Source organism: Pedobacter cryophilus, from assembly GCF_005116455.1.
GTDB lineage: Bacteria > Bacteroidota > Bacteroidia > Sphingobacteriales > Sphingobacteriaceae > Pseudopedobacter > Pseudopedobacter cryophilum.
In genome coordinates this window covers 235,126-254,218 of sequence record NZ_SWBP01000002.1, presented here as the reverse complement: position 1 = coordinate 254,218, position 19,093 = coordinate 235,126, and the positions used below count along the sequence as shown (strand labels likewise).

17 protein-coding genes are annotated in these 19,093 nt (G+C 34.9%); 7 read left to right on the top strand and 10 right to left on the bottom strand.

Annotated features, from left to right (window positions below):
• Positions 1–119 precede the first annotated feature (119 nt).
• From mreC to rodA, 4 genes are read left to right on the top strand one after another with little or no spacing between them, the layout of a single operon-like run.
• Positions 120–959, top strand: coding sequence for a rod shape-determining protein MreC (gene mreC, locus FA046_RS06300; RefSeq protein WP_136825540.1), 840 nt, complete (start codon positions 120–122; stop codon positions 957–959).
• The gene (locus tag FA046_RS06295) at positions 952–1,467 is read left to right on the top strand and encodes a rod shape-determining protein MreD (RefSeq protein ID WP_136825539.1); all 516 of its coding nucleotides are present in this window, start codon (positions 952–954) and stop codon (positions 1,465–1,467) included. The genes mreC and FA046_RS06295 overlap by 8 nt, the downstream gene beginning before the upstream one ends.
• On the top strand, positions 1,464–3,404 hold the full coding sequence (gene mrdA, locus FA046_RS06290; RefSeq protein ID WP_136825538.1) for a penicillin-binding protein 2: 1,941 nt from the start codon (positions 1,464–1,466) through the stop codon (positions 3,402–3,404). The genes FA046_RS06295 and mrdA overlap by 4 nt, the downstream gene beginning before the upstream one ends.
• Positions 3,397–4,656 (top strand): rod shape-determining protein RodA, encoded by a 1,260-nt coding sequence (gene rodA / locus FA046_RS06285; RefSeq protein WP_136825537.1) that lies wholly within the window; start codon positions 3,397–3,399, stop codon positions 4,654–4,656. Before mrdA ends, rodA begins: the two co-directional genes overlap by 8 nt.
• A 17-nt stretch (positions 4,657–4,673) precedes the next feature.
• Here the strand turns inward: rodA and FA046_RS06280 are convergent, their stop codons facing one another.
• Both FA046_RS06280 and FA046_RS06275 read right to left on the bottom strand, forming a co-directional pair.
• The gene (locus FA046_RS06280; RefSeq protein WP_136825536.1) at positions 4,674–5,372 is read right to left on the bottom strand and encodes a class I SAM-dependent methyltransferase; all 699 of its coding nucleotides are present in this window, start codon (positions 5,370–5,372) and stop codon (positions 4,674–4,676) included.
• A 495-nt stretch (positions 5,373–5,867) separates the two neighbouring features.
• Complete coding sequence (locus tag FA046_RS06275; RefSeq protein ID WP_136825535.1) at positions 5,868–6,863, bottom strand: hypothetical protein; 996 nt, start codon at positions 6,861–6,863, stop codon at positions 5,868–5,870.
• Positions 6,864–6,969: 106 nt separating this feature from the next.
• Between FA046_RS06275 and FA046_RS06270 the strand changes: the two genes are divergently transcribed.
• A complete protein-coding gene (locus tag FA046_RS06270) occupies positions 6,970–7,545 on the top strand; it encodes a thymidine kinase (RefSeq protein ID WP_136825534.1) in 576 nt (191 codons plus the stop codon).
• Between the two features lies 1 nt (position 7,546).
• Here the strand turns inward: FA046_RS06270 and FA046_RS06265 are convergent, their stop codons facing one another.
• From FA046_RS06265 to FA046_RS06245, 5 genes are all read right to left on the bottom strand, one after another.
• Entirely contained in the window at positions 7,547–10,417 is a 2,871-nt protein-coding gene (locus tag FA046_RS06265; protein WP_136825533.1) for a S8/S53 family peptidase, read from the bottom strand.
• A 48-nt stretch (positions 10,418–10,465) separates the two neighbouring features.
• A complete protein-coding gene (locus FA046_RS06260) occupies positions 10,466–10,675 on the bottom strand; it encodes a heavy-metal-associated domain-containing protein (protein ID WP_136825532.1) in 210 nt (69 codons plus the stop codon).
• A 124-nt stretch (positions 10,676–10,799) separates the two neighbouring features.
• Positions 10,800–12,998 carry a heavy metal translocating P-type ATPase gene (locus FA046_RS06255; RefSeq protein ID WP_136825531.1) on the bottom strand — a complete coding sequence of 733 codons (2,199 nt, stop codon included), beginning with the start codon at positions 12,996–12,998 and terminating at the stop codon, positions 10,800–10,802.
• 79 nt (positions 12,999–13,077) lie between these two features.
• A complete protein-coding gene (locus tag FA046_RS06250) occupies positions 13,078–13,677 on the bottom strand; it encodes a helix-turn-helix domain-containing protein (RefSeq protein ID WP_225870890.1) in 600 nt (199 codons plus the stop codon).
• A gap of 321 nt (positions 13,678–13,998) precedes the next feature.
• Positions 13,999–14,457, bottom strand: coding sequence for a DUF2147 domain-containing protein (locus tag FA046_RS06245; RefSeq protein ID WP_136825530.1), 459 nt, complete (start codon positions 14,455–14,457; stop codon positions 13,999–14,001).
• Positions 14,458–14,739: 282 nt separating this feature from the next.
• Between FA046_RS06245 and FA046_RS06240 the strand changes: the two genes are divergently transcribed.
• Both FA046_RS06240 and FA046_RS17225 read left to right on the top strand, forming a co-directional pair.
• Entirely contained in the window at positions 14,740–15,216 is a 477-nt protein-coding gene (locus FA046_RS06240) for a hypothetical protein (RefSeq protein ID WP_136825529.1), read from the top strand.
• Positions 15,217–15,389: 173 nt separating this feature from the next.
• Entirely contained in the window at positions 15,390–15,566 is a 177-nt protein-coding gene (locus FA046_RS17225; RefSeq protein ID WP_169303316.1) for a hypothetical protein, read from the top strand.
• A gap of 298 nt (positions 15,567–15,864) precedes the next feature.
• Here FA046_RS17225 and FA046_RS06235 read toward each other — a convergent pair whose 3' ends face one another.
• The 3 genes from FA046_RS06235 to FA046_RS06225 all read right to left on the bottom strand — a co-directional run bounded on the left by FA046_RS06235 (position 15,865) and on the right by FA046_RS06225 (position 19,093).
• Positions 15,865–16,305 (bottom strand): hypothetical protein, encoded by a 441-nt coding sequence (locus FA046_RS06235; RefSeq protein WP_136825528.1) that lies wholly within the window; start codon positions 16,303–16,305, stop codon positions 15,865–15,867.
• A 397-nt stretch (positions 16,306–16,702) separates the two neighbouring features.
• Positions 16,703–17,773, bottom strand: coding sequence for a glycoside hydrolase family 113 (locus tag FA046_RS06230; protein WP_136825527.1), 1,071 nt, complete (start codon positions 17,771–17,773; stop codon positions 16,703–16,705).
• Positions 17,774–17,842: 69 nt separating this feature from the next.
• Positions 17,843–19,093 carry a glutamate-5-semialdehyde dehydrogenase gene (locus FA046_RS06225; protein WP_136825526.1) on the bottom strand — a complete coding sequence of 417 codons (1,251 nt, stop codon included), beginning with the start codon at positions 19,091–19,093 and terminating at the stop codon, positions 17,843–17,845.

Below are 19,093 nucleotides of genomic sequence, written 5' to 3'. Positions count from 1 at the left end.
GCAAAGAAAAAATCATCAGTCATCAAAAAAATCACTTTAAAGTTGAGCATCATTTTATAATGAATGCTTTTAATTATTCAGAAATTAAATCTTCCATTTAGCATCTCAAATAAGTAATTATGTTGAATCTTTGGAGATTCTTTAGTCGGTTTAGCGCCTTTTTTCTTTTCATCATTTACTTCACTATCTCTATAATTTTATTGGTAAGAAACAATGATTTTCAAAGAGCGAGTACTTTTAATACCTCCAATCAATACGTTGGCTCTATTTATCAAAAAGTAAGCGATGTAAACAAGTACCTGCATTTAAGTGTGGTAAATGATAGCCTAGCCAAAGAAAATGTTGCGCTCAGAAATCAGCTGAAATCTTCTTTTTTTGATGATAGCGTGGTGATTAAAGCCGTTAATGACACCATAAACAGAACCCAATATGAATACATTGTTGGCGAAGTGGTGAATAAATCTATCACCTCCAGAAATAATTATATTACCATTAACCGTGGTTCCAAACATGGTATTAAAAAAGGAATGGGCGTAATAGGCCCTAATGGGGTGGTGGGTATTGTTTGGAATGTTTCTGAAGATTTCTCGTCTATTCAGTCTATTTTACATGAAGATACCAGAATTACTTCTTCCATAGAAGGCACACCGTATTTTGGACCATTAATTTGGGAAGGCGACGATCCTGAAATTGTAACTTTAACAGATATTCCAAATCAATTAAATTTAAAACCTAAAGCTAGGGTGGTTACATCGGGTTTAGGCGTTATCTTCCCGAAAGGGATTTTAATTGGGACAGTTTTAAAATCAGGCGTAAAAGGTGGAGGTAGCTTTTTAGACATATCGGTAAAATTATCCACCAGTTTTTATGCTTTGCAATACGTTTATGTGATCAAAAATATTTTTGCAGCAGAACAACAAACATTAGAAGTACAAAACAAAAAAAGCGTGAATGAATAAGTTCATCATCAATACATTAAGATTCTTAATTTTAGTTTTTATTCAGATTTTTCTGTTAAAAAACATGGTGATTTACAACTTAAATGTACCTTACCTTTACATTTTATTCATTTTACTTTTACCATTTGAAACCCCAAATTGGTTATTGTTTTTTCTGGCTTTTTTAATTGGTATTACTGTAGATGTTTTTAACGATACATTGGGTTTACATGCTACGGCTTGTAGCATTTTGGTTTTGGTGAGGGTGCTTTTTATTAGCATTACGGTACAAAAAGACAATTATGACAGTGACCCCGAACCCTCTTTAAGCATTATGGGTTTTAGATGGTTTTTCTTTTATGCACTCATTTTAACCCTTATTCATCACTTTTTCTTGTTAAATTTTGAGGTTTTTAAGTTTTCTGAGATTCCTTCTACACTAAGTCGGGTATTATTCAGTTCAATATTTACAGTAATTTTAATATTTGTTTCAGAATTACTATTCTATAGAAAGAAACAACGTAAATGAACAGTTTTTTTAAACGTAGGTACATCATCCAAGGAATTTTTATTCTTGTTACCATTATATTGCTGGGTAGGTTATTCTACATTCAGGTAATAGATGATAGGTATAAACTATCGGCAGATAACAACGTATTAAGAAAACTCATCATTTACCCTGCCCGAGGTATAATTTTAGACCGTCACGGAAAAGTTTTAGTTCAAAATGAACCTGTATATGATTTAATGGTGATACCCGGCCAGGTGAAGGCTTTAGATACCTTAGAATTTTGCGGTTTATTAGGTATCACTAAAAAAGATTTTGATCGTTCTTTTAAAAAAGCAAAAAACTATTCGCTTTACCGGGCTTCTTTATTTCAAAAACAACTCTCGGCCCGTACTTATGCTGGCTTTCAAGAAAAACTATTTGATTTCCCTGGCTTTTACGTCCAAAACAGATCGGTAAGGTATTATCCTGATTCTACAGCCGCACAATTCTTAGGCTATATTGGAGAAGTAAACGATAAAGAAATTGAGAAGTACGATGGCTTTTACAACCGTGGAGATTATATCGGTAAAACCGGAATTGAAAAATCTTATGAAGAGCTCTTGCGTGGGCAACGTGGGGTAAGAAACATTATGGTTGATGTGCATAACCGAGAGCAAGGCAGTTTTTTTGATGGTATTTATGATACTGTTGCTGTTTCTGGCGATCGCTTAATATCGTCTTTAGACAAAGAATTGCAACTCTTCGGCGAAAGCCTAATGGTAAATAAAATTGGAAGCGTGGTAGCCATAGAACCAGCTACTGGAGAAATTTTGGCTTCTATCAGCAGTCCGGGTTATGATCCTAACCTAATGGTAGGCAGGCAAAGGGGAAATAATTACATGAGGTTTTTAAACGACCCTTACAAACCCATGTTTATTAGACCTATACAGGCAGAATATCCTCCTGGTTCTATTTTTAAAGTGATCAATGCTTTAGTTGCCCAACAAATGCAGCTCATTACGGCTAATACTTATTATAATTGCCCCGGTGGTTACCGCTATGGACGAAGAGGTTTTATGGGTTGTACCCACGTTCATGGCACTATTAATTTAGAACAATCTATAGAAGAATCTTGCAATACCTATTATGGTTATACTTATAGCCGAATGATAGATCATGCTGGAATGAGACCGGTAAATGCCTATAAAAGATGGCGAGAATCTGTGGCTAAATTTGGTATTGGTACCGCTTTAGGTGTTGATTTACCGGCAGAAAGGAATGGTTTATTACCCACTCCAGAATATTATACTAAGGTTTTTAAAAACGATAAATGGACTTCTAGTTTTAACATTTCTTTATCTATAGGGCAGGGCGAGTTAGGAATTACCCCTTTGCAAATGGCTAATGTAATGGCTATTGTTGCCAATAGAGGTTTTTATTATAAACCACATTTGGTGAAAGCTATTGGCGAGAAAAAAATTATCAAAAAAGAATACACTGAGAAAAATTATGCGGGTATAGATAGAAAATACTTTGACCCAGTGATTGAAGGGATGAGCAGAGTTGTAAATGCACCCAACGGAACAGCTTATTTTTCTAAAATAATGGATATAGAGATTTGCGGTAAAACCGGAACTGTTCAAAATCCGCATGGAGCAGATCACTCTGTATTTGTAGCCTTTGCGCCAAGAGATAATCCTAAAATTGCTATTGCTGTGGTGGTAGAAAACGCAGGTTATGGCGCAACATGGTCGGCGCCAATAGCCAGTTTAATGATCGAAAAATATTTGAAAGATTCTATTAGCCGACCAAAATATTATACCGAAAGATTGGTAAATGCTAACCTTTTACCCGGGCAAAAGAAACCTGTTACAAAAATTAGTGCAAAAAAGGACAGCACAACAGCTGCTAAACCTGAAAGAAAAGCAGTTTTACCAATATCTACCCCAAAATTAAAAGTTAAGGAAAATGAATAACCAAAACAGAAGCTTTTTCTTTAATGTAGACTTTTTTACCATTCTACTTTTTTTGAGTTTGATGGCTATTGGCTGGTTTAATATTAATGCGGCAGTTTTTAATGAAGATCAAACTCTTATTAATTTAGATAGTAACTCTGGCAAACAACTTATTTTTATTGTTATTGCAATTGTAGTAGGTGCTGTTATTCTGCTGTTAGATTCTAAATTCTTTTATCTTTTTTCTCCCATATTTTACGGCATAACCATTCTCTTATTAATTGCCGTTTTAGTAGTAGGTAGAAATGTAGGTGGAAACCAAGCTTGGATACCTATTGGTAGTTTTAGGTTGCAACCATCTGAATTTGCCAAATGGGCAACCAGCTTATTACTAGCCCGACATTTAAGTGTGATGAACACCAAACTGTCTGATTTTAAAACTTTAATTCCGGCTGTAGCTATATTAGGCTTACCTGTTTTTTTAATTATTTTACAACCTGATGCGGGCTCGGCGTTGGTATTTACTTCTCTAATTTTTGTTTTATACCGAGAAGGCTTATCACCATATTACCTCATTGCAGGCCTAATCATGGTCATCTTATTCATCTTCACCCTCTTATTTACTAAAATTTATGTGATTGTTGGATTGCTTTTGGTTTTAGGATTATTGATTTACAATTTCAAAAGAAACAGGAAACTTATTATGGTATTTGTTACCGGGTTTATCCTCTCTTTACTATTCATTTTTAGTGTAGATTTTGTTTACAAAAACATTTTAAAACCTCACCAAAAAGTAAGGATAGATTTAATTCTTGGAATTGTAAAAGACCCTAAAGGCGCTGGTTATAATGTAGACCAATCTAAAATTGCCATTGGTTCTGGCGGTTTATTAGGGAAAGGTTATTTACAGGGAACCCAAACAAAATTTAACTTTGTACCCGAACAAAGTACCGATTTTATATTTTGTACCGTTGGTGAAGAATGGGGGTTTGTGGGCAGTTTTGTGGTGATTGCTATTTATTTAATGCTTTTGCTTCGTATTTTACACCTCGCCGAAAGGCAAAGATCCTCTTTCAGTCGGGTTTATGGTTATGCCGTTGCCTGTATCGTTTTTTGCCATTTCTTTGTGAACATAGCCATGACTATCGGTTTAATGCCTGTAATTGGCATTCCTCTGCCTTTTATAAGCTATGGTGGCTCTTCTTTAATAAGTTTCACTATTTTACTCTTCATTTTGTTAAAGTTAGACTCTAACAGAATGGGTATTATTTAAGCTATTTTTAAAAAAAATTATTTCTCGGCTACACCAATCATAATATACCGATTAGATTTTGGGATTAAATAATCACAAATAGCATCAATTTTACCTAAAAATATCCTTTGCTTTTCGTTTCTACCAAAAGTTCCTAAAAATCCTACTGTTTTATAATTCAGCGTTTTATAAGACGAAAAAAGCTTCACTATATCTTTAAGTTTAGAATAATTCCATTCGCTAGACCATCTAATAAACCACTTTCTAGAGTATTTATGTAATAGCGAAGCTGCTGTGTTTTCTACAAATAACAGTTTCCCACCTGGCTTTAAGGCTTTATATATTTGATTGATTACTAATTGATCTACGTCTTTTATTTTATTAGAGCCAATACCGCCCAAAACAGATTTAAACAGAATAATATCAAAGTAATTATCATAAGGAATTTCTAGCGCACTTAGTGGTTGGTAGGTAATTTTTCTTTCGCAGTTATACTTTCGATGCAAATTTTTTGCTTTTTGAAGAATTTGAGGCTGATCAAAATAACTAAAATCAGTGCAAATCACTTTATTACCATTTAAAGCGAGCCATAAAGATAAACCTCCTTGCTCGGCGCCAATTTCTAAACAGTTGTAATTTTTACCTTTAATATCAATTTTCTGATTCCAATAATCAAGAGATTTAGACCAGTTTGCAGTATCCCAGCCAATAATGTCGTTTATTAATTCTGTTCTCATATCGAAGCAATTAATTATTCTTATAAACAAATTAATTATCAAGATAGATCATTTATTTTTTGATGAAAAGTAAGATTGACAAATTGTAAACCAAAGTTCACAAAAAACAACCCTGTAAGACGTTAAATATGAAAAATGAGATTAGAAATTGTGAAGTAGGTTCACAGTTAATATTTGGCAATTTATTTTAAGAATAAACCACAGAGATTCTGATATTCGTAGAAAGTTGGACGCTTATATTTCTTCTTTTTTGCTCTTTGCGAACTTTGCGCTTAAACTTTGCGCTCTTTGCGTGAAATAATTAACCACAGAGACACGGAGATTCACAGAAAGCTGGAAGGACGCATATATTTCTTCGCTCTTTTACCTTTGCGAACTTTGCGTTTAAACTTTGCGCTCTTTGCGTGATTTAATTAACCACAAAGACGCGGAGATTCACAGAGAACTGGAAGAACTCTTAGATTTCTTCTCTTTTACCTTTGCGGTAAAAACTATTTAAAATTTCCTATTCAAATATTCATAAAAACGGTCTACAACATCTTGCTTATTTTCCCAATTGTTCTTTTTAGCATAGTTTTTAAGCAAGAAATTATCTGCCGCATCAAAAGATTCAAATCGGTTAAGAATTTCAATAGCCTCGCTGTAGGCTAAGTTGTAACCACTAAAAAGCTCTTTAATAAAAATCATTTTATCGTTTAAGCTAATGGTTGTTTTAAGATCAATTGAAGCTTTTTGCCCTAAATTTGATGATGGCATACGCTGATCTTTCTTTGAAGAAAGCAAATCATTCAAAGTCATTTTAGGTTCTATAGTTACTACTGTTGGTTTAACATTTTCTTTGATAAGAATTTCCTCCTCCTCCTCTTCAACTACTTCTTCTTCCACAATAAAAGCCTCTTCGTCTATAATTTCCGCAAAAACTTCTTCCTCAACTACAGCTTCCTTCTCTTTTTCCTGAATAATCAAATAAGGCTCGGGACCTTCTTCTTCCTCTATAATAGGAACCACTTCTTCTGGAAAATTTGATTTTGCTTTTAAAACTTCCTTCTCTTCTTCACTTAATTCTCTATCAAAAACTTCCTCAACTGGTATTTTCTTTTCAAAATCAAAAACCATTTCTACCGGTTCTTCTTCTAATGAGAACGCAAAAAATGGCTTTTCTCTTGGTTCTTGTATTTCTTCCAATTCCTCATCTTCCTCATCTGGGATTAAATCAGGAGGATAAACCACTACTTTTTCAATCACGAGTTCCTCTTCAAAAAACTCTTTTGCTTTTGTTTCTACCTGTTCCTCAATAACTTTTGTCTCGCTTCCCTGGCTATTCAACTTCTTTAAAATCTCTATATGGTCGATCAAAAAATCAGCATTGGCGGTAAACAATTCCAATTCTAACAGATTGATTTTAGAGGTGTTACTTAAATACTGTTGCTGGTCATTTAACTCCTGGATGATATGACCTATCTTTCTAAGAATTTCCTGCTGATTCATCATGATATAAAAACGTATGTAATAAGTATTATTGTTGGTAAAACGCTATCAAAAATAACATATAATTCTGATATTAGCCGAAAGGTACACATCAAGTTTAGGATTATATATGTTGTTTGGCGACGAAAGATTGAGAAGAAGAAATGAGTTTGGCGGAAGCATTGAAGTAATTTGCGGTTCTATGTTTTCTGGCAAAACCGAAGAACTGATTAGAAGATTAAGAAGAGCACAAATTGCTAAATTACAAGTCGAGATTTTTAAACCAAAAACTGATACCCGTTATGATGAAACTGCGGTAGTTTCTCATGATTTAAACTCCATTCATTCTACTCCGGTTGACCATTCTTCTGCTATTTTATTGTATGGCAGCAACACCCAAATTGTTGGGATAGACGAAGCTCAATTTTTTGACGATGAATTACCAGAGGTATGCGTAAAACTGGCTAATAAAGGGGTTAGAGTAATTATTGCTGGCTTAGATATGGACTTTACCGGAAAACCTTTTGGGCCAATGCCAGCCTTAATGGCCATTGCAGAAGAAGTGACCAAAGTACATGCAGTATGTATGAAATGTGGCGGACCAGCACTTTTTAGCTATAGATTGGTAGAGAATAAAAACCAATTAATGTTAGGCGAAAAAGAAAGTTACGAACCCAGATGCAGGGCTTGTTTCAACAGTATTTAAGTTATTTAATAACCACCATTTTCATCACTTTTTCTAATCCCTCAAAACTTGTTTTGTAGAAATAAATTCCGCTGTTTAAGTTAGAAGCATCTAAATTAAAAGAGTGCGTTCCTTTTTTAAGTTCTGCGTTTAATAAAGTAAAAATCTTTTTTCCGGTTAAATCATAAATCTCTATAGTTGTTTTTCCGTTGCCGGGAAGGTATATTGAAATTTGCGTTTCTTGCTTTACCGGATTTGGAAAATTTTGGGCAACATCAAAACCTTTAGCCGTAAAAACCGGCTCCACTGCGGTTAATAATTGGGTGTATTTAGCCTGTGCAACAATTGCCGAATTACTGATATCTGTTATATTATCTCCTGCAATAAAAGCAAATGCAACTTTTACAGATCCGTTTACCGGGATGCTGTAAGTTCCGTTTCCAATCACAAACATCACATCTAAACCATTTCCAGATCCTAAAGATGTTGCCCCAACTCCGCTAGATAAAGTTTGATATTTCTCAGCAATGGTAAAGCTTCCATCCTGCAAAAGATCACTGGCAACTTGATAAGATAAAGGATAAAATAGCGGATTAGCTTCCGCAGATAGCAGCTTTACACCCGCATATGGAGAAAGCGGCGTAGATGCATAAGTGTAGCCCATTTTTAAACCGGCATCATATTTAACTAAATTTTTTGTACCATCATCTACATCCCAATCGGTAAATAAAGCCACGTAAATATTATTAATTGTGGCGGTGCTTTTGTTAAAAATCTCATATTCTACCACCACATATTTATCATCAGGAGAATCCTTATAAGCAATTTGTCGGTTTTTTACTTCAATATTTAAAGGTGAAGGACTTAGCAAATCACTTGAGGTGGCTACCCCTTCATAAGCAGCTACAGAATTGTTAATCTTACCCACCCTCACCACTTTATTAAAATGATTATCTACCACACCGTTTATGCCCCGGGCATTATTAGAAACCTTATCGGCAGCATTTCCTATCATTAGCGCAGCTTCGTACAATAAAGAAAAATCTTTGTACACAAAACCCAAACCGTTGGAAGCATTATCGCCGCTAAAACCTACCCTTCCGTTACTGGTAATAGTGGTATAAACCTTATTTACAGTAATATTTTGATAATCTAAATTTACGGTAGTATTAAAAAATTCTTTGTCTTGATAAGAGGAAGAAATAGAACTATAACTCAATTTAAATAATACGGAGGTATTGTCTAATGTGCCTTGCTTAACCACCACTTTAAACGGACCTATTTTTTTAGTTTCTGATGCCGCAAAAGCACCCGTTGTTAAGGTTGCATTAAGCACTTGCACACTAGCATTTGTGCTACTTAAAGTCACGTTGATATCACTACTTGCTTGCAAAACATTTTTTAAATCAAAGTAGTAGCTTAAGGTATCGCCAATGGCGTAAGCGCCCAAAGACTTATCGCTTATGGTTGTTTTTTGATTTCTTAAAGACGGCATATTCATCGCATTTAATGCTTTAAAAACATTTAATCTGCCATTACCCAATTGATCTTGAAAATTACTATTCCCGCTGATACTAGAAATATCATCGGTATTTAACCTTAACAATTCTCCAACTTGCACTCCGGTTAAACCGGGATTTTTAGCCAGCACCAAAGCCGCAGCGCTAGAAACAATTGGCGTAGCCATAGAAGTACCGCTTTTATAACCGTATCTATCTCTATTTACGGTACTATAAATGGAAGCTCCAGGAGAAGAAATTGAAACGTGATAACCATAACTTGAAGATGATGATTTTACATCATCAGCCCTTACGTTGGCTACCGTAAATGCACCTTTGTAAGCCGCCGGATAAATGAGTTCCCTATCCCCATCATTACCTGCTGCCGCAACCACCAAACAGCCTTTGCTTACCGCATAATTAATTACATCCTGACCAAAAGCACCGCCACCCGGCCCTCCCCAAGAACAATTGATAATTTTGGCTCCATGGTTGGCGGCGTATATAATTCCGTCGTAACCACGATAAATTGCCCTGGCATTATCATCAGCACCCACTTTTAAAATCATTAATTTAGCTGTTTGTGCGATACTAGAAATTCCGATAGAATTATTAGTTACCGCAGAAGCCAAACCGCTCACATGAATTCCGTGGTCTAAAGAATCGGCAGGAACATCTGGGTTATTATCTTCTACAACATTAGCCGCTGATGTACCTACAAAATCCCAACCTCTAAAATTATCAATGTAGCCGTCATTATCATCATCAATACCATTGGCAGGATCAGCCGTATTTTGATAAATATTAGTAGCTAAATCTACATGCTGCAAATCAGATCCCGAATCTACAATGGCTATAATAACGCCGTTTGCATTGGGCTGAATGTCCCAAGCTTGTGGCGCTTTTACCTGATCAAGATAATTTTGAAAACCAGCAACATAATCCACATCATTTGGGGTAGTACTGGTTTGATAGATAAAACGAGGCTCGGCGTATTCTATACCTGGGTCTTTTAAAACTTCATTAATCACCTGCTCAATAGAAATATCACTTTCAAAACCGACTTCAAAAATTCGGTTTAAACCGTTGTCATTAATTTTTTGTTGATCTGCTAATGTTTTTACAGCTAAATCTCCGAAAACCAGAATAGGCTTTTGATAAGTTATTTTTATACTGTTTGAGGAATTTTTTGAATCATTACCAAAAGTTTTAACACCCTGTAACGGCACATTTTTATACTTGATAATTAAGGTGTTGGCTAAATAATCTTTAGCAGTTACGCCTTTAGGTAATTGGTAAGGTTTTAAAGCTTGATTTTCATCAGAAGACACAAATGAGGAATGAAAAAGAATAATTAGAAACGCTAATTGGTAAAAAAGTTTACTAGTTTTCATCCCTATTTTTTGTGATCATTTAATAACCCCTAAATATAAAGATAGTTTCTACATTTTATTTGCGCTGTAACCCGCATCTTTCAAAGTCTTGATAATTTCTTCTTCATTTAAATGATCGCCTTCTACTGTCAAAATTTTTACGGGTTGCGTTAAATCCACTTCCCATTTTTTAACATTTTCTAATTCATCCATTTTTGATTGAATAGCAGCCACACATCCGCTACATTTTAAACTTGTTTTAAATTTTAAGGTTTCCATATTTGTTATTTTATTAATGATTGAATAATTGAATTTTGGTGGAATAATATTATTAACTGATTATTAGATACCGATTACGGAATACCAAAAACTGATAACCCAAAACTGGTAACTGATAACCAACCTACAATTTCATAAATTTTAGTCTTAAACTGTTGGTGACTACTGACACAGAACTTAAAGCCATTGCAGCGCCAGCTATCATAGGGTTTAATAAAAAGCCGTTGATAGGAAATAATACCCCAGCGGCTATAGGAATGCCTATTACATTATAAATAAAAGCCCAAAATAAATTTTGTTTAATCACTTTTACTGTTTGTTTAGATAGCGAAATGGCTTGCGGCACTTTATCCAGTTCAGAAGATATTAAAGTGATTTTAGCCACATCAATAGCAATATCAGAACCTTTGCCCATGGCAATAGAAACATCGGCTTGAGCCAAAGCATGAGCATCATTAATTCCATCCCCAACCATTGCTACCTTTTTACCTTCGGCTTGTAATTTCTTAATAAACTCGGCTTTATCAGCAGGTAAAACATCTGCTTTATAATTTGTAATTCCAACTTCATTTGCTACAGCTTTAGCTGTGGATTCTGCATCTCCGGTAAGCATATAAACGTCAATTCCTAAATCTTTTAAATCTTGAATGGCTTTTTTAGAACTCATTTTAATAGGATCAGAAATTGCAAACGCAGCTATTAATGCTGTTGCCGAAGAAAAGTAAATAATGGTATATGCTTTATTGCTCCAATTGGCTATTTCTGGCTTTTGAATATCAATTTGGAGATCTTTCATTAAACCATGGCTGCCCACATAGTAAAACTCATCTTTCACTTTAGCCTTCACTCCTCTGCCTGTTAAGCTTTCAAAATCTTGAATTTGAGTTTCTTTTACTTCCTCTTTCTTTAATTTTTGAACGATTGATAAGGCCAAAGGATGCTCAGATTTTTGTTCTAAACCTAATAAAATACCTTTTAGAGTTTCTTCATTATTCAACCAAAAAGTCTCTGCTACACTAGGTTTTCCCTCGGTAATGGTTCCGGTTTTATCTAAGATAATGGCATTTATATGTTGGGCTTGCTCTAAACCTTCGGCATCTTTCACTAAAATTCCGTTTTCGGCACCTTTACCCACTCCTACCATTATTGCTGTTGGCGTGGCCAAACCCAAAGCACAAGGGCAAGCAATTACCAAAACGGTAACCATAGTCATTAAACCTTGTGTAACCCCGTTCTCACCACCAAAAAACATCCATATAAAAAAAGTAATGAGCGCTATCACCATTACCACGGGGACAAATATGCCGGCAATTTTATCAACCAATTTTTGCACCGGAGCTTTAGAACCCTGCGCTTCTTGTACCATTTTAATAATATGAGCCAACAAAGTATCGGCACCTACTTTTTCGGCTGTAAAGCTGAAACTTCCTTTTTGGTTGATGGTACCTGCAAAAACTTTGTCATCTGTAGATTTCTCTACCGGAATAGGCTCTCCACTAATCATAGATTCGTCTACGTAAGAGTGCCCGTCTATGACCTTTCCATCAACTGCAATTTTCTCTCCTGATTTTACTAAAACCCGATCTCCAATTCTTACTTCTTCAATTTTTATGGTCATTTCATTTCCGTCTCTTATCACCAAAACTGTTTTTGGCTGTAGACCGATGAGCTTCTTAATGGCTTGCGAAGTATTAGATTTCGCCCTTTCTTCTAATAATTTCCCTAACATGATAAAAAGGATAACTACCGCCGCGGCTTCGAAATAAACATGAGGCGTTAAACGTCTATTGAGCCAAAAATCACCAAAAAAAGTATTAAAAACACTAAAAACCCAGGCTATTCCGGTACTTAAAGCCACCAAAGTATCCATATTGGCTTTACCGTATTTAGCCAATTTAAATGCGCTACTAAAAAAAGATTTACCAAAAACAAAAATTACAGGGGTGCTTAACACCAACATCACCAAATTTGCATAAGGAATGTGCATCCCAAACATGGCTAAAACCACCACCGGAATGGTGAAAATAGTGGCCCAAAGAATATTACTTTTTAATTTTTTGAGTTGCTTTTCTTGTAATTCTGCCTGCTCATCTTTTGCCGTACTAGCTTGAATAAGCAAATCATAACCTATAGCTAAAACAGCTTCTTTAATTTTTTGTGGATTGGTATCCTCAGCATCATACTCTACCTGCAATTGTTCATTAGCATAATTTACACTTGCACTTTTCACACCTTTTGTTGCGGAAACCATACTTTCTACACTTATGGCGCAAGAAGCACAAGACATGCCTACTACTGGAAAAATTTCTTTTTGAGTTTTCATGATATTTATAATAACACCACAAAAATAGCGCTAAAGAAATAGCGCTTGTTATATAGTTTATAAAACGAGTTATATAATTTTAGGACGGCTGAATCACATTATCTAATGATTTTCTTTTGCTGTTACCCATTTCTTTAAAATAAGTAGTGGTAAAACCAGTCATTTTTTTAAACTGAGCAGATAGATGAGCAATACTGCTAAACCCTAATTGAAAAGCAATTTCTTTTAAGCTTAGTTCATTGTACACTAATAATTCCTTTACTTTTTCTAAACGTTGCAAAATAAAATACCTTTCTATAGTAATTCCTTCAACGGCAGAAAACAGTGTACTTAAATGCTGATACTCTGTATCTAATTGTTTGGCTAGCCAAACAGAAAGATTTTGTTGAATAAGCGGATCTTTTGATTGAACCAAAGCAATAATGTTTGTTTTAATACGCTCAATTAACTTTTCGTCTTTATCATTTAGTAATTCAAATCCATTAGCTAACAAAACTTGAGCTATATCACCCTCATTTACAAGTCCTTTTACTCTTGCTACACCCAAAAAAACATCTATCACTTCGTAATTTAATTGCTCTAACTCTTCCCAAACAGCTTTAATACACCTGGGGCAAACCATATTTTTTATAAATAGAGTAGTTTCTTTTTCTGGCGTTTTCATTTTTTTTGAACTCATACTTTTAATTACATTATGATTCAATTATTTAAAATAATATTATAAATATCATATAAATTGATATTATTTCATGATTATTTAACAATAAAACGAAGATAACATTTAGTATTTAATAATTTCATGACAATTTAGTGACAATTAATTAACAGCATGGTGTTACTTTTACACCATGCAATTAGAGGATTACCTCATTGCATTTTAGAAATGCCTTTCGTTTAATTTAGGTTTATAATTGGTTAGTTTAAGCTCCATTCTCCCCGTTTGGAGCTTAACTGTTTTTATAGGTTTTTTATGCCGTTTTTTTTGCCAGAAAAGCATAGATCAGCTTACTTTTTTAAAAGTGATGGTTTTACATAAAAACTCAAACTTCCAATAGCCTTTAACTTCTAATAAACCATTATTATTAAAATAGACTACAGAACTCCAATGCCTCCCCGATTTTGGATCGTAAATTACGCCATCTTCCCACCGTTTTTCATCGGCATTAAATTTCAAATCTTTTAAAACGTCTAAACCCAAAATTTTTCTTGCTCTTAAGCTATGAACAGGATTATGTTCATCACGACGGATGTTCATGGGCTTGCTGCGGTCATCGGCATCATCAAACCAAATTATTTTAGCCTTAAACTGATCGCCATTTTTATACACATGGACCATTAAATTTTGCTCTGTCGACATCCATTTACCAATAATTTGATCTTCAGTCGCTCGCTTATCCTCTGCCATATTAATTGAAGGAATAGCTAAAAATAAGATCAATATAATTTGTTGGAAATACATGTTGGCGTTTTAACAATTAGCTTATATAACTATTTTCAAAATCTATCTAAATATAGCTTATAAGCTGCAAATTTAGCGGTTTTTAGCAAACTTAATGCCCCAAAAATAAAAAAAATTGACTGATTTTAACATCAACCAATTTGAAATTTATGCCCCTTTACATATAACAACTAACTAATTAAATAATACACAAAATAAACCACAAAATTTGCATGATATTTTTGAAATTTAAAAGAAAGGCGATACTTTAGGTGCTTAAAAATTAATCTTAAAATTCACCTTATGAAAAAAATTTTATTTAGCCTCAAACTATTGCTATGCGTAAACTTTGTTTTTGCGCAAACACCACAAGACAGCATTACTATTAAAAAAAGTTTGAGTACGCTCTATTTGCAAAATGGAAAAATATTGAAACCTAAACAATTACTTGAAATCACAAAAACAAACCCAATCGCTTTTGAAGCGATGACAAAAGCAAAAAAGAATGTTGTTCCTGCTACTATATTTGGTTCTATAGGTGGTTTCTTTATTGGGTATCCGTTAGGAGCCGCAATTTCTGGTGCGAAAATGAATTGGGCACTTTTTGGTATTGGGGCAGGCGCTACTCTTATTTCGCTTCCATTTTCTGTAGCCTATGGTAAACATGCTAAGACAGCCATTACTACTTATAACCAAGGCTTACAAAAAACAAGTTATCGCAAAATTGATTTAGAAAGCACTTTAGGCGCTAATGGAGTAGGGCTGAAGTTAAAGTTTTAGGTATTAAAAATATAGAATCTCTTTTGGAGATTCTATATTAAAAAAGTTTACACCGTATGTTTAATTGAGTTATTACTTTAGACGAGTCTGGAGACTCTTTTCTATTAACCAATCCGTAGTCCCTTACGCTTCTTCCCCACCCGACAGACTACGGACAGAATGGGGTGGTAAGGATGGCGGATGCTTTGGAGGTGTCTTTAGATTTCCTGGTCGGTAAGTCTGATCTGGAACTGGATAAAAAGACCATTAAACGTTTGGAAGATATTGATAAGCTGCCTGAAAACGACAAGGAAAATATCTTTTACGCTTTGGATGGACTCATCAAGGCGGCTAAACTCAATGCTTTGTAATAGCTTGTTTATAACATGCACCAAACAGTGCGAAGCTTAGCACTTCTTTGTACTTTTTGCTGTTATTTTTGGTATAAAAAAACCTTTTTTTTTAGGACTGGGCTCTCTCATTTTGTCTACGCTTGTGCTGCTATTGAGATTTAAGTCAACCCATCCCCTTCTTGCCTTTACCCGCTAAGACTTAAACCAGTTTGGGGGGATTCTTCCTTTTTTAATCCTCCAAAAGAGGGCTTCTATTTTATTTCTAACTAAACATAAGAAGCTTTACATGCTTTATTCTTGCATTAAACTACAGCTGTTATTCTTCCTTTTTGTATGAGTGGCGCATCTTTGATAAAATTTCTGTTTCTAATCGCTTTTGTAGTCGTTCTTTTTCTGATGCACTCATATCTTTTTCAAAAAGCCATTCATTTCCTCGAAATACACCTACCAAAGCTAACTTAGAACTAGTGTGGCTTTTCCATTGAATTGAGTCTCCTGTAAAACCGATTCGAAGTATTTCCTCTGGAGCATTTTTAAAGTATATAAATTTTTCATCTAAAAAATCCATGCCTACTGCATTTTTTTTCCATTTTAAAGGGATAGCATCTGTATGGCTTTTTATCACCTCCAATAAATCTTTCTCTACTTCATATTTTGAAGCATCATAATGGTAAAATTTAAGATGACCTAAAGTCCCACAAGAAGTTACCAATCCCACCAATAAAATAAATACGATTTTCAGTTTAATTTTTTTCATAATTAATGTGCTGATTTTGGTGTCCAATTATATACAGACTTTAGACCTGCATCCCCTCCTCGTTTAAGTGTTCCGCTAAGGTCACTTAAATGCTTTTTGAAAACCGAGGACTGCGTCCGGAAATAGTATTACGACATTCTTTCCAAACGCAATAAACCCCCAAATAACTCAAATCTTAGTTTCATGGACTTGTACTAAAGTCTGACTTGTTCTTTATATTAATTGTAATAAATCTATTTCCAACAATCCCTTAATTCATCATAATTTAAAGCATTGCTGTTCATCATCTGGTGCTTTTTTACTATGCTCCTATTGTTTGCGTTAACGATAGGAGCGACATCCTTTTTGCTTTTTCTGCAAAAAGATAAAGCGGATAGCGTGTTTAAACGCCCAAAAACTACTTCCCATAAAAAGCTTTCATTACTTCTTGGGCTTTTTTGTTTTGTGGAGTCCAATCGTTGTTATTGGTGGGGTCCATTCGGCGGAAAGAAGTGTACCATTTCCAAGCAAAGCCGCCTGCAAACCAGTTTTCTTGCCAAAAGGTTTTAAATAATGCTTCGTAAGCGGTGGCTTGCGCATCATGATTGGTGACTACCGGTTGGTTTTCCTTTTCCCATGAGCGCCAAGCGGGTTGTTCCATACTGCGGTAGCCATATTCGGTAAACAAAACGGGTTTGCCTATTTTATTGCTGTACTTTTTTAGTTTGTCTTTAATGGGTTTCCAATTCTTTTGCAAATCTGAGACAGATGGATTTTGAGCTTCGGATAATGGGAAATAACCGCTCATACCTACAAAATCTAATTCTTTCCAAAAGGTAACTTGTTCGTAATCGTCCCAATTGGCACAATAAGTTAATTGCCCTTTATACTGGCTTCTGATATCTTTAATTAAAGCCAACCAAAAATCGGGGCGTTTTTTAGCGGCATTTCTATATTCGGTGCCAATGCAAATCATTTCAGCACTTTCTTCGGCAGCCACTTTCACAAAATACATGATGTATCTTTTATAATCGGTTTCCCAGGTTTTCCATTCTTCTTCGGTACTTAAATCAAAATCGCCAATCCAACCTCGTTGCATCCAAACTTGAGGTTTAAGCATTACTTTTAAACCTGCTTCATGTGCTTGCTTAATGTTTACTCTTACACCTTCTACAGATTCGCCCCAATACTGTCTATCTGGCTCATAATTTACATTTGCCAAACCTACTTTACTAAAAGCATAAGGCACAAAAGCCACCCAAGAAGAGTTTATTTGTTTTAAACCATTTGTCCAGGTGTTGTCTATAGCTCTGGAAGGCGCTACAAAATTAACCCCGTTTATTTTTGAGGAGGCTGCATATTTTGTTTCCCCTTTTTTTGAATTACTGGCTAAATAAGCCTCAGAATTCACTTTTTGAGATTCTGCCTGCGAGCAAGAAATAAAAAAAATAACCGCAGTTAAAATAAATTTAATGTTACCCACACGCATATTTTGATGATTTATATCTCTTTTAACTTAAAACTTATAACCTAAAACTTTCAACTTACAACCTACAACTTATCCCCTCACCTGTCCACTTCCCTTAACTATCCATTTTTCGGTCACTAATTTTTCTAAAGCAAATGGCCCTCGGGCATGTAATTTTTGAGTGGAGATTCCAATTTCGGCTCCTAAACCAAAAACACCTCCATCTGTAAAACGGGTAGATGCATTGGCGTAAACTGCTGCGGCATCTACTTCGTTTAAAAACTTTTCTATTTGAGCTGCATCTTCAGAAATAATGGCCTCCGAATGTTTAGAGGAATATTCTTTAATATGCACCAAAGCTGCTTCTAAATTATTCACCACTTTTACCGAACACTTTAAAGCTAAAAACTCTCGGCCAAAATCTGCTGGCGCTGCTTTTACCAAATAAGGATAGTTTGCCTTTTTTAGCAATTCAAAAGCTTGCTCATCAGCAAAAATTTCTACCTCGTAATCTGCTAAACTCTTAGCCATCAGCGGAATTAAACTTACCAAAATAGATTGATCTATTAATACTGTATCTAAAGCATTACAAACCGAAGGACGAGAAACTTTGGCGTTGCAAATAATTTTTGCAGCGTTTTCTAAATTTGCAGTAGCCTCTACATAAGTATGGCAAACGCCTGCTCCGGTTTCTATCACCGGCACTTTAGCGTTTTTTCTCACAAATTCTATGAGCTGTTGCGAGCCTCTTGGAATCAAAATATCCACGTATTTATCGGCGGTAAGCAATTCTTCTACATGCTTTCTATCGGTTGGTAAAAGTTGCACAATATTAGGATTCAAATTAAACCCCACCAATACTTTTTGAATGATATTTACCAAACAAAGGTTGGTCGCTTCGGCATCCGAGCCGCCTCTTAACAAGCATACGTTTCCAGATCTGATGCAAAGTGCGGCCACATCTATAGTTACATTTGGGCGAGATTCATAAATTACACCCACCACACCTAAAGCAACGGTTTTCTTTTGGATGAATAAGCCATTGTCTAAATGAGTTTCTGAAATGACTTTCCCTGTTGGATCATCTAATTTGGAAACATCTATAATGCTTTGCGCCAGTCCTTTTATCCTATCTTCATTTAATAGCAAACGATCTTTTTTAGGATCATCATCTGCCATCCTATCTAAATCTTTTTTATTTTCTGATATAATAGATGCTATATTATTATCAATCTCTTGTGCTAGTTGCTCTAAAACCTGCTGCTTTTTTTCGGCCGACAATATTTTGATTTGCGTAGTGGCCTCAACTGCATTTTTTAATAATTGGGTAATATTCTCCAT

Bases quoted from the DNA above. Each gene is read 5' to 3' on its own strand.
- mreC (WP_136825540.1), top strand. From the start codon at position 120: ATGTTGAATCTTTGGAGATTCTTTAGTCGGTTTAGCGCCTTTTTTCTT.
- FA046_RS06295 (WP_136825539.1), top strand. From the start codon at position 952: ATGAATAAGTTCATCATCAATACATTAAGATTCTTAATTTTAGTTTTT.
- mrdA (WP_136825538.1), top strand. From the start codon at position 1,464: ATGAACAGTTTTTTTAAACGTAGGTACATCATCCAAGGAATTTTTATT.
- rodA (WP_136825537.1), top strand. From the start codon at position 3,397: ATGAATAACCAAAACAGAAGCTTTTTCTTTAATGTAGACTTTTTTACC.
- FA046_RS06280 (WP_136825536.1), bottom strand. From the start codon at position 5,372: ATGAGAACAGAATTAATAAACGACATTATTGGCTGGGATACTGCAAAC.
- FA046_RS06275 (WP_136825535.1), bottom strand. From the start codon at position 6,863: ATGATGAATCAGCAGGAAATTCTTAGAAAGATAGGTCATATCATCCAG.
- FA046_RS06270 (WP_136825534.1), top strand. From the start codon at position 6,970: ATGTTGTTTGGCGACGAAAGATTGAGAAGAAGAAATGAGTTTGGCGGA.
- FA046_RS06265 (WP_136825533.1), bottom strand. From the start codon at position 10,417: ATGAAAACTAGTAAACTTTTTTACCAATTAGCGTTTCTAATTATTCTT.
- FA046_RS06260 (WP_136825532.1), bottom strand. From the start codon at position 10,675: ATGGAAACCTTAAAATTTAAAACAAGTTTAAAATGTAGCGGATGTGTG.
- FA046_RS06255 (WP_136825531.1), bottom strand. From the start codon at position 12,998: ATGAAAACTCAAAAAGAAATTTTTCCAGTAGTAGGCATGTCTTGTGCT.
- FA046_RS06250 (WP_225870890.1), bottom strand. From the start codon at position 13,677: ATGAGTTCAAAAAAAATGAAAACGCCAGAAAAAGAAACTACTCTATTT.
- FA046_RS06245 (WP_136825530.1), bottom strand. From the start codon at position 14,457: ATGTATTTCCAACAAATTATATTGATCTTATTTTTAGCTATTCCTTCA.
- FA046_RS06240 (WP_136825529.1), top strand. From the start codon at position 14,740: ATGAAAAAAATTTTATTTAGCCTCAAACTATTGCTATGCGTAAACTTT.
- FA046_RS17225 (WP_169303316.1), top strand. From the start codon at position 15,390: ATGGCGGATGCTTTGGAGGTGTCTTTAGATTTCCTGGTCGGTAAGTCT.
- FA046_RS06235 (WP_136825528.1), bottom strand. From the start codon at position 16,305: ATGAAAAAAATTAAACTGAAAATCGTATTTATTTTATTGGTGGGATTG.
- FA046_RS06230 (WP_136825527.1), bottom strand. From the start codon at position 17,773: ATGCGTGTGGGTAACATTAAATTTATTTTAACTGCGGTTATTTTTTTT.
- FA046_RS06225 (WP_136825526.1), bottom strand. From the start codon at position 19,093: ATGGAGAATATTACCCAATTATTAAAAAATGCAGTTGAGGCCACTACG.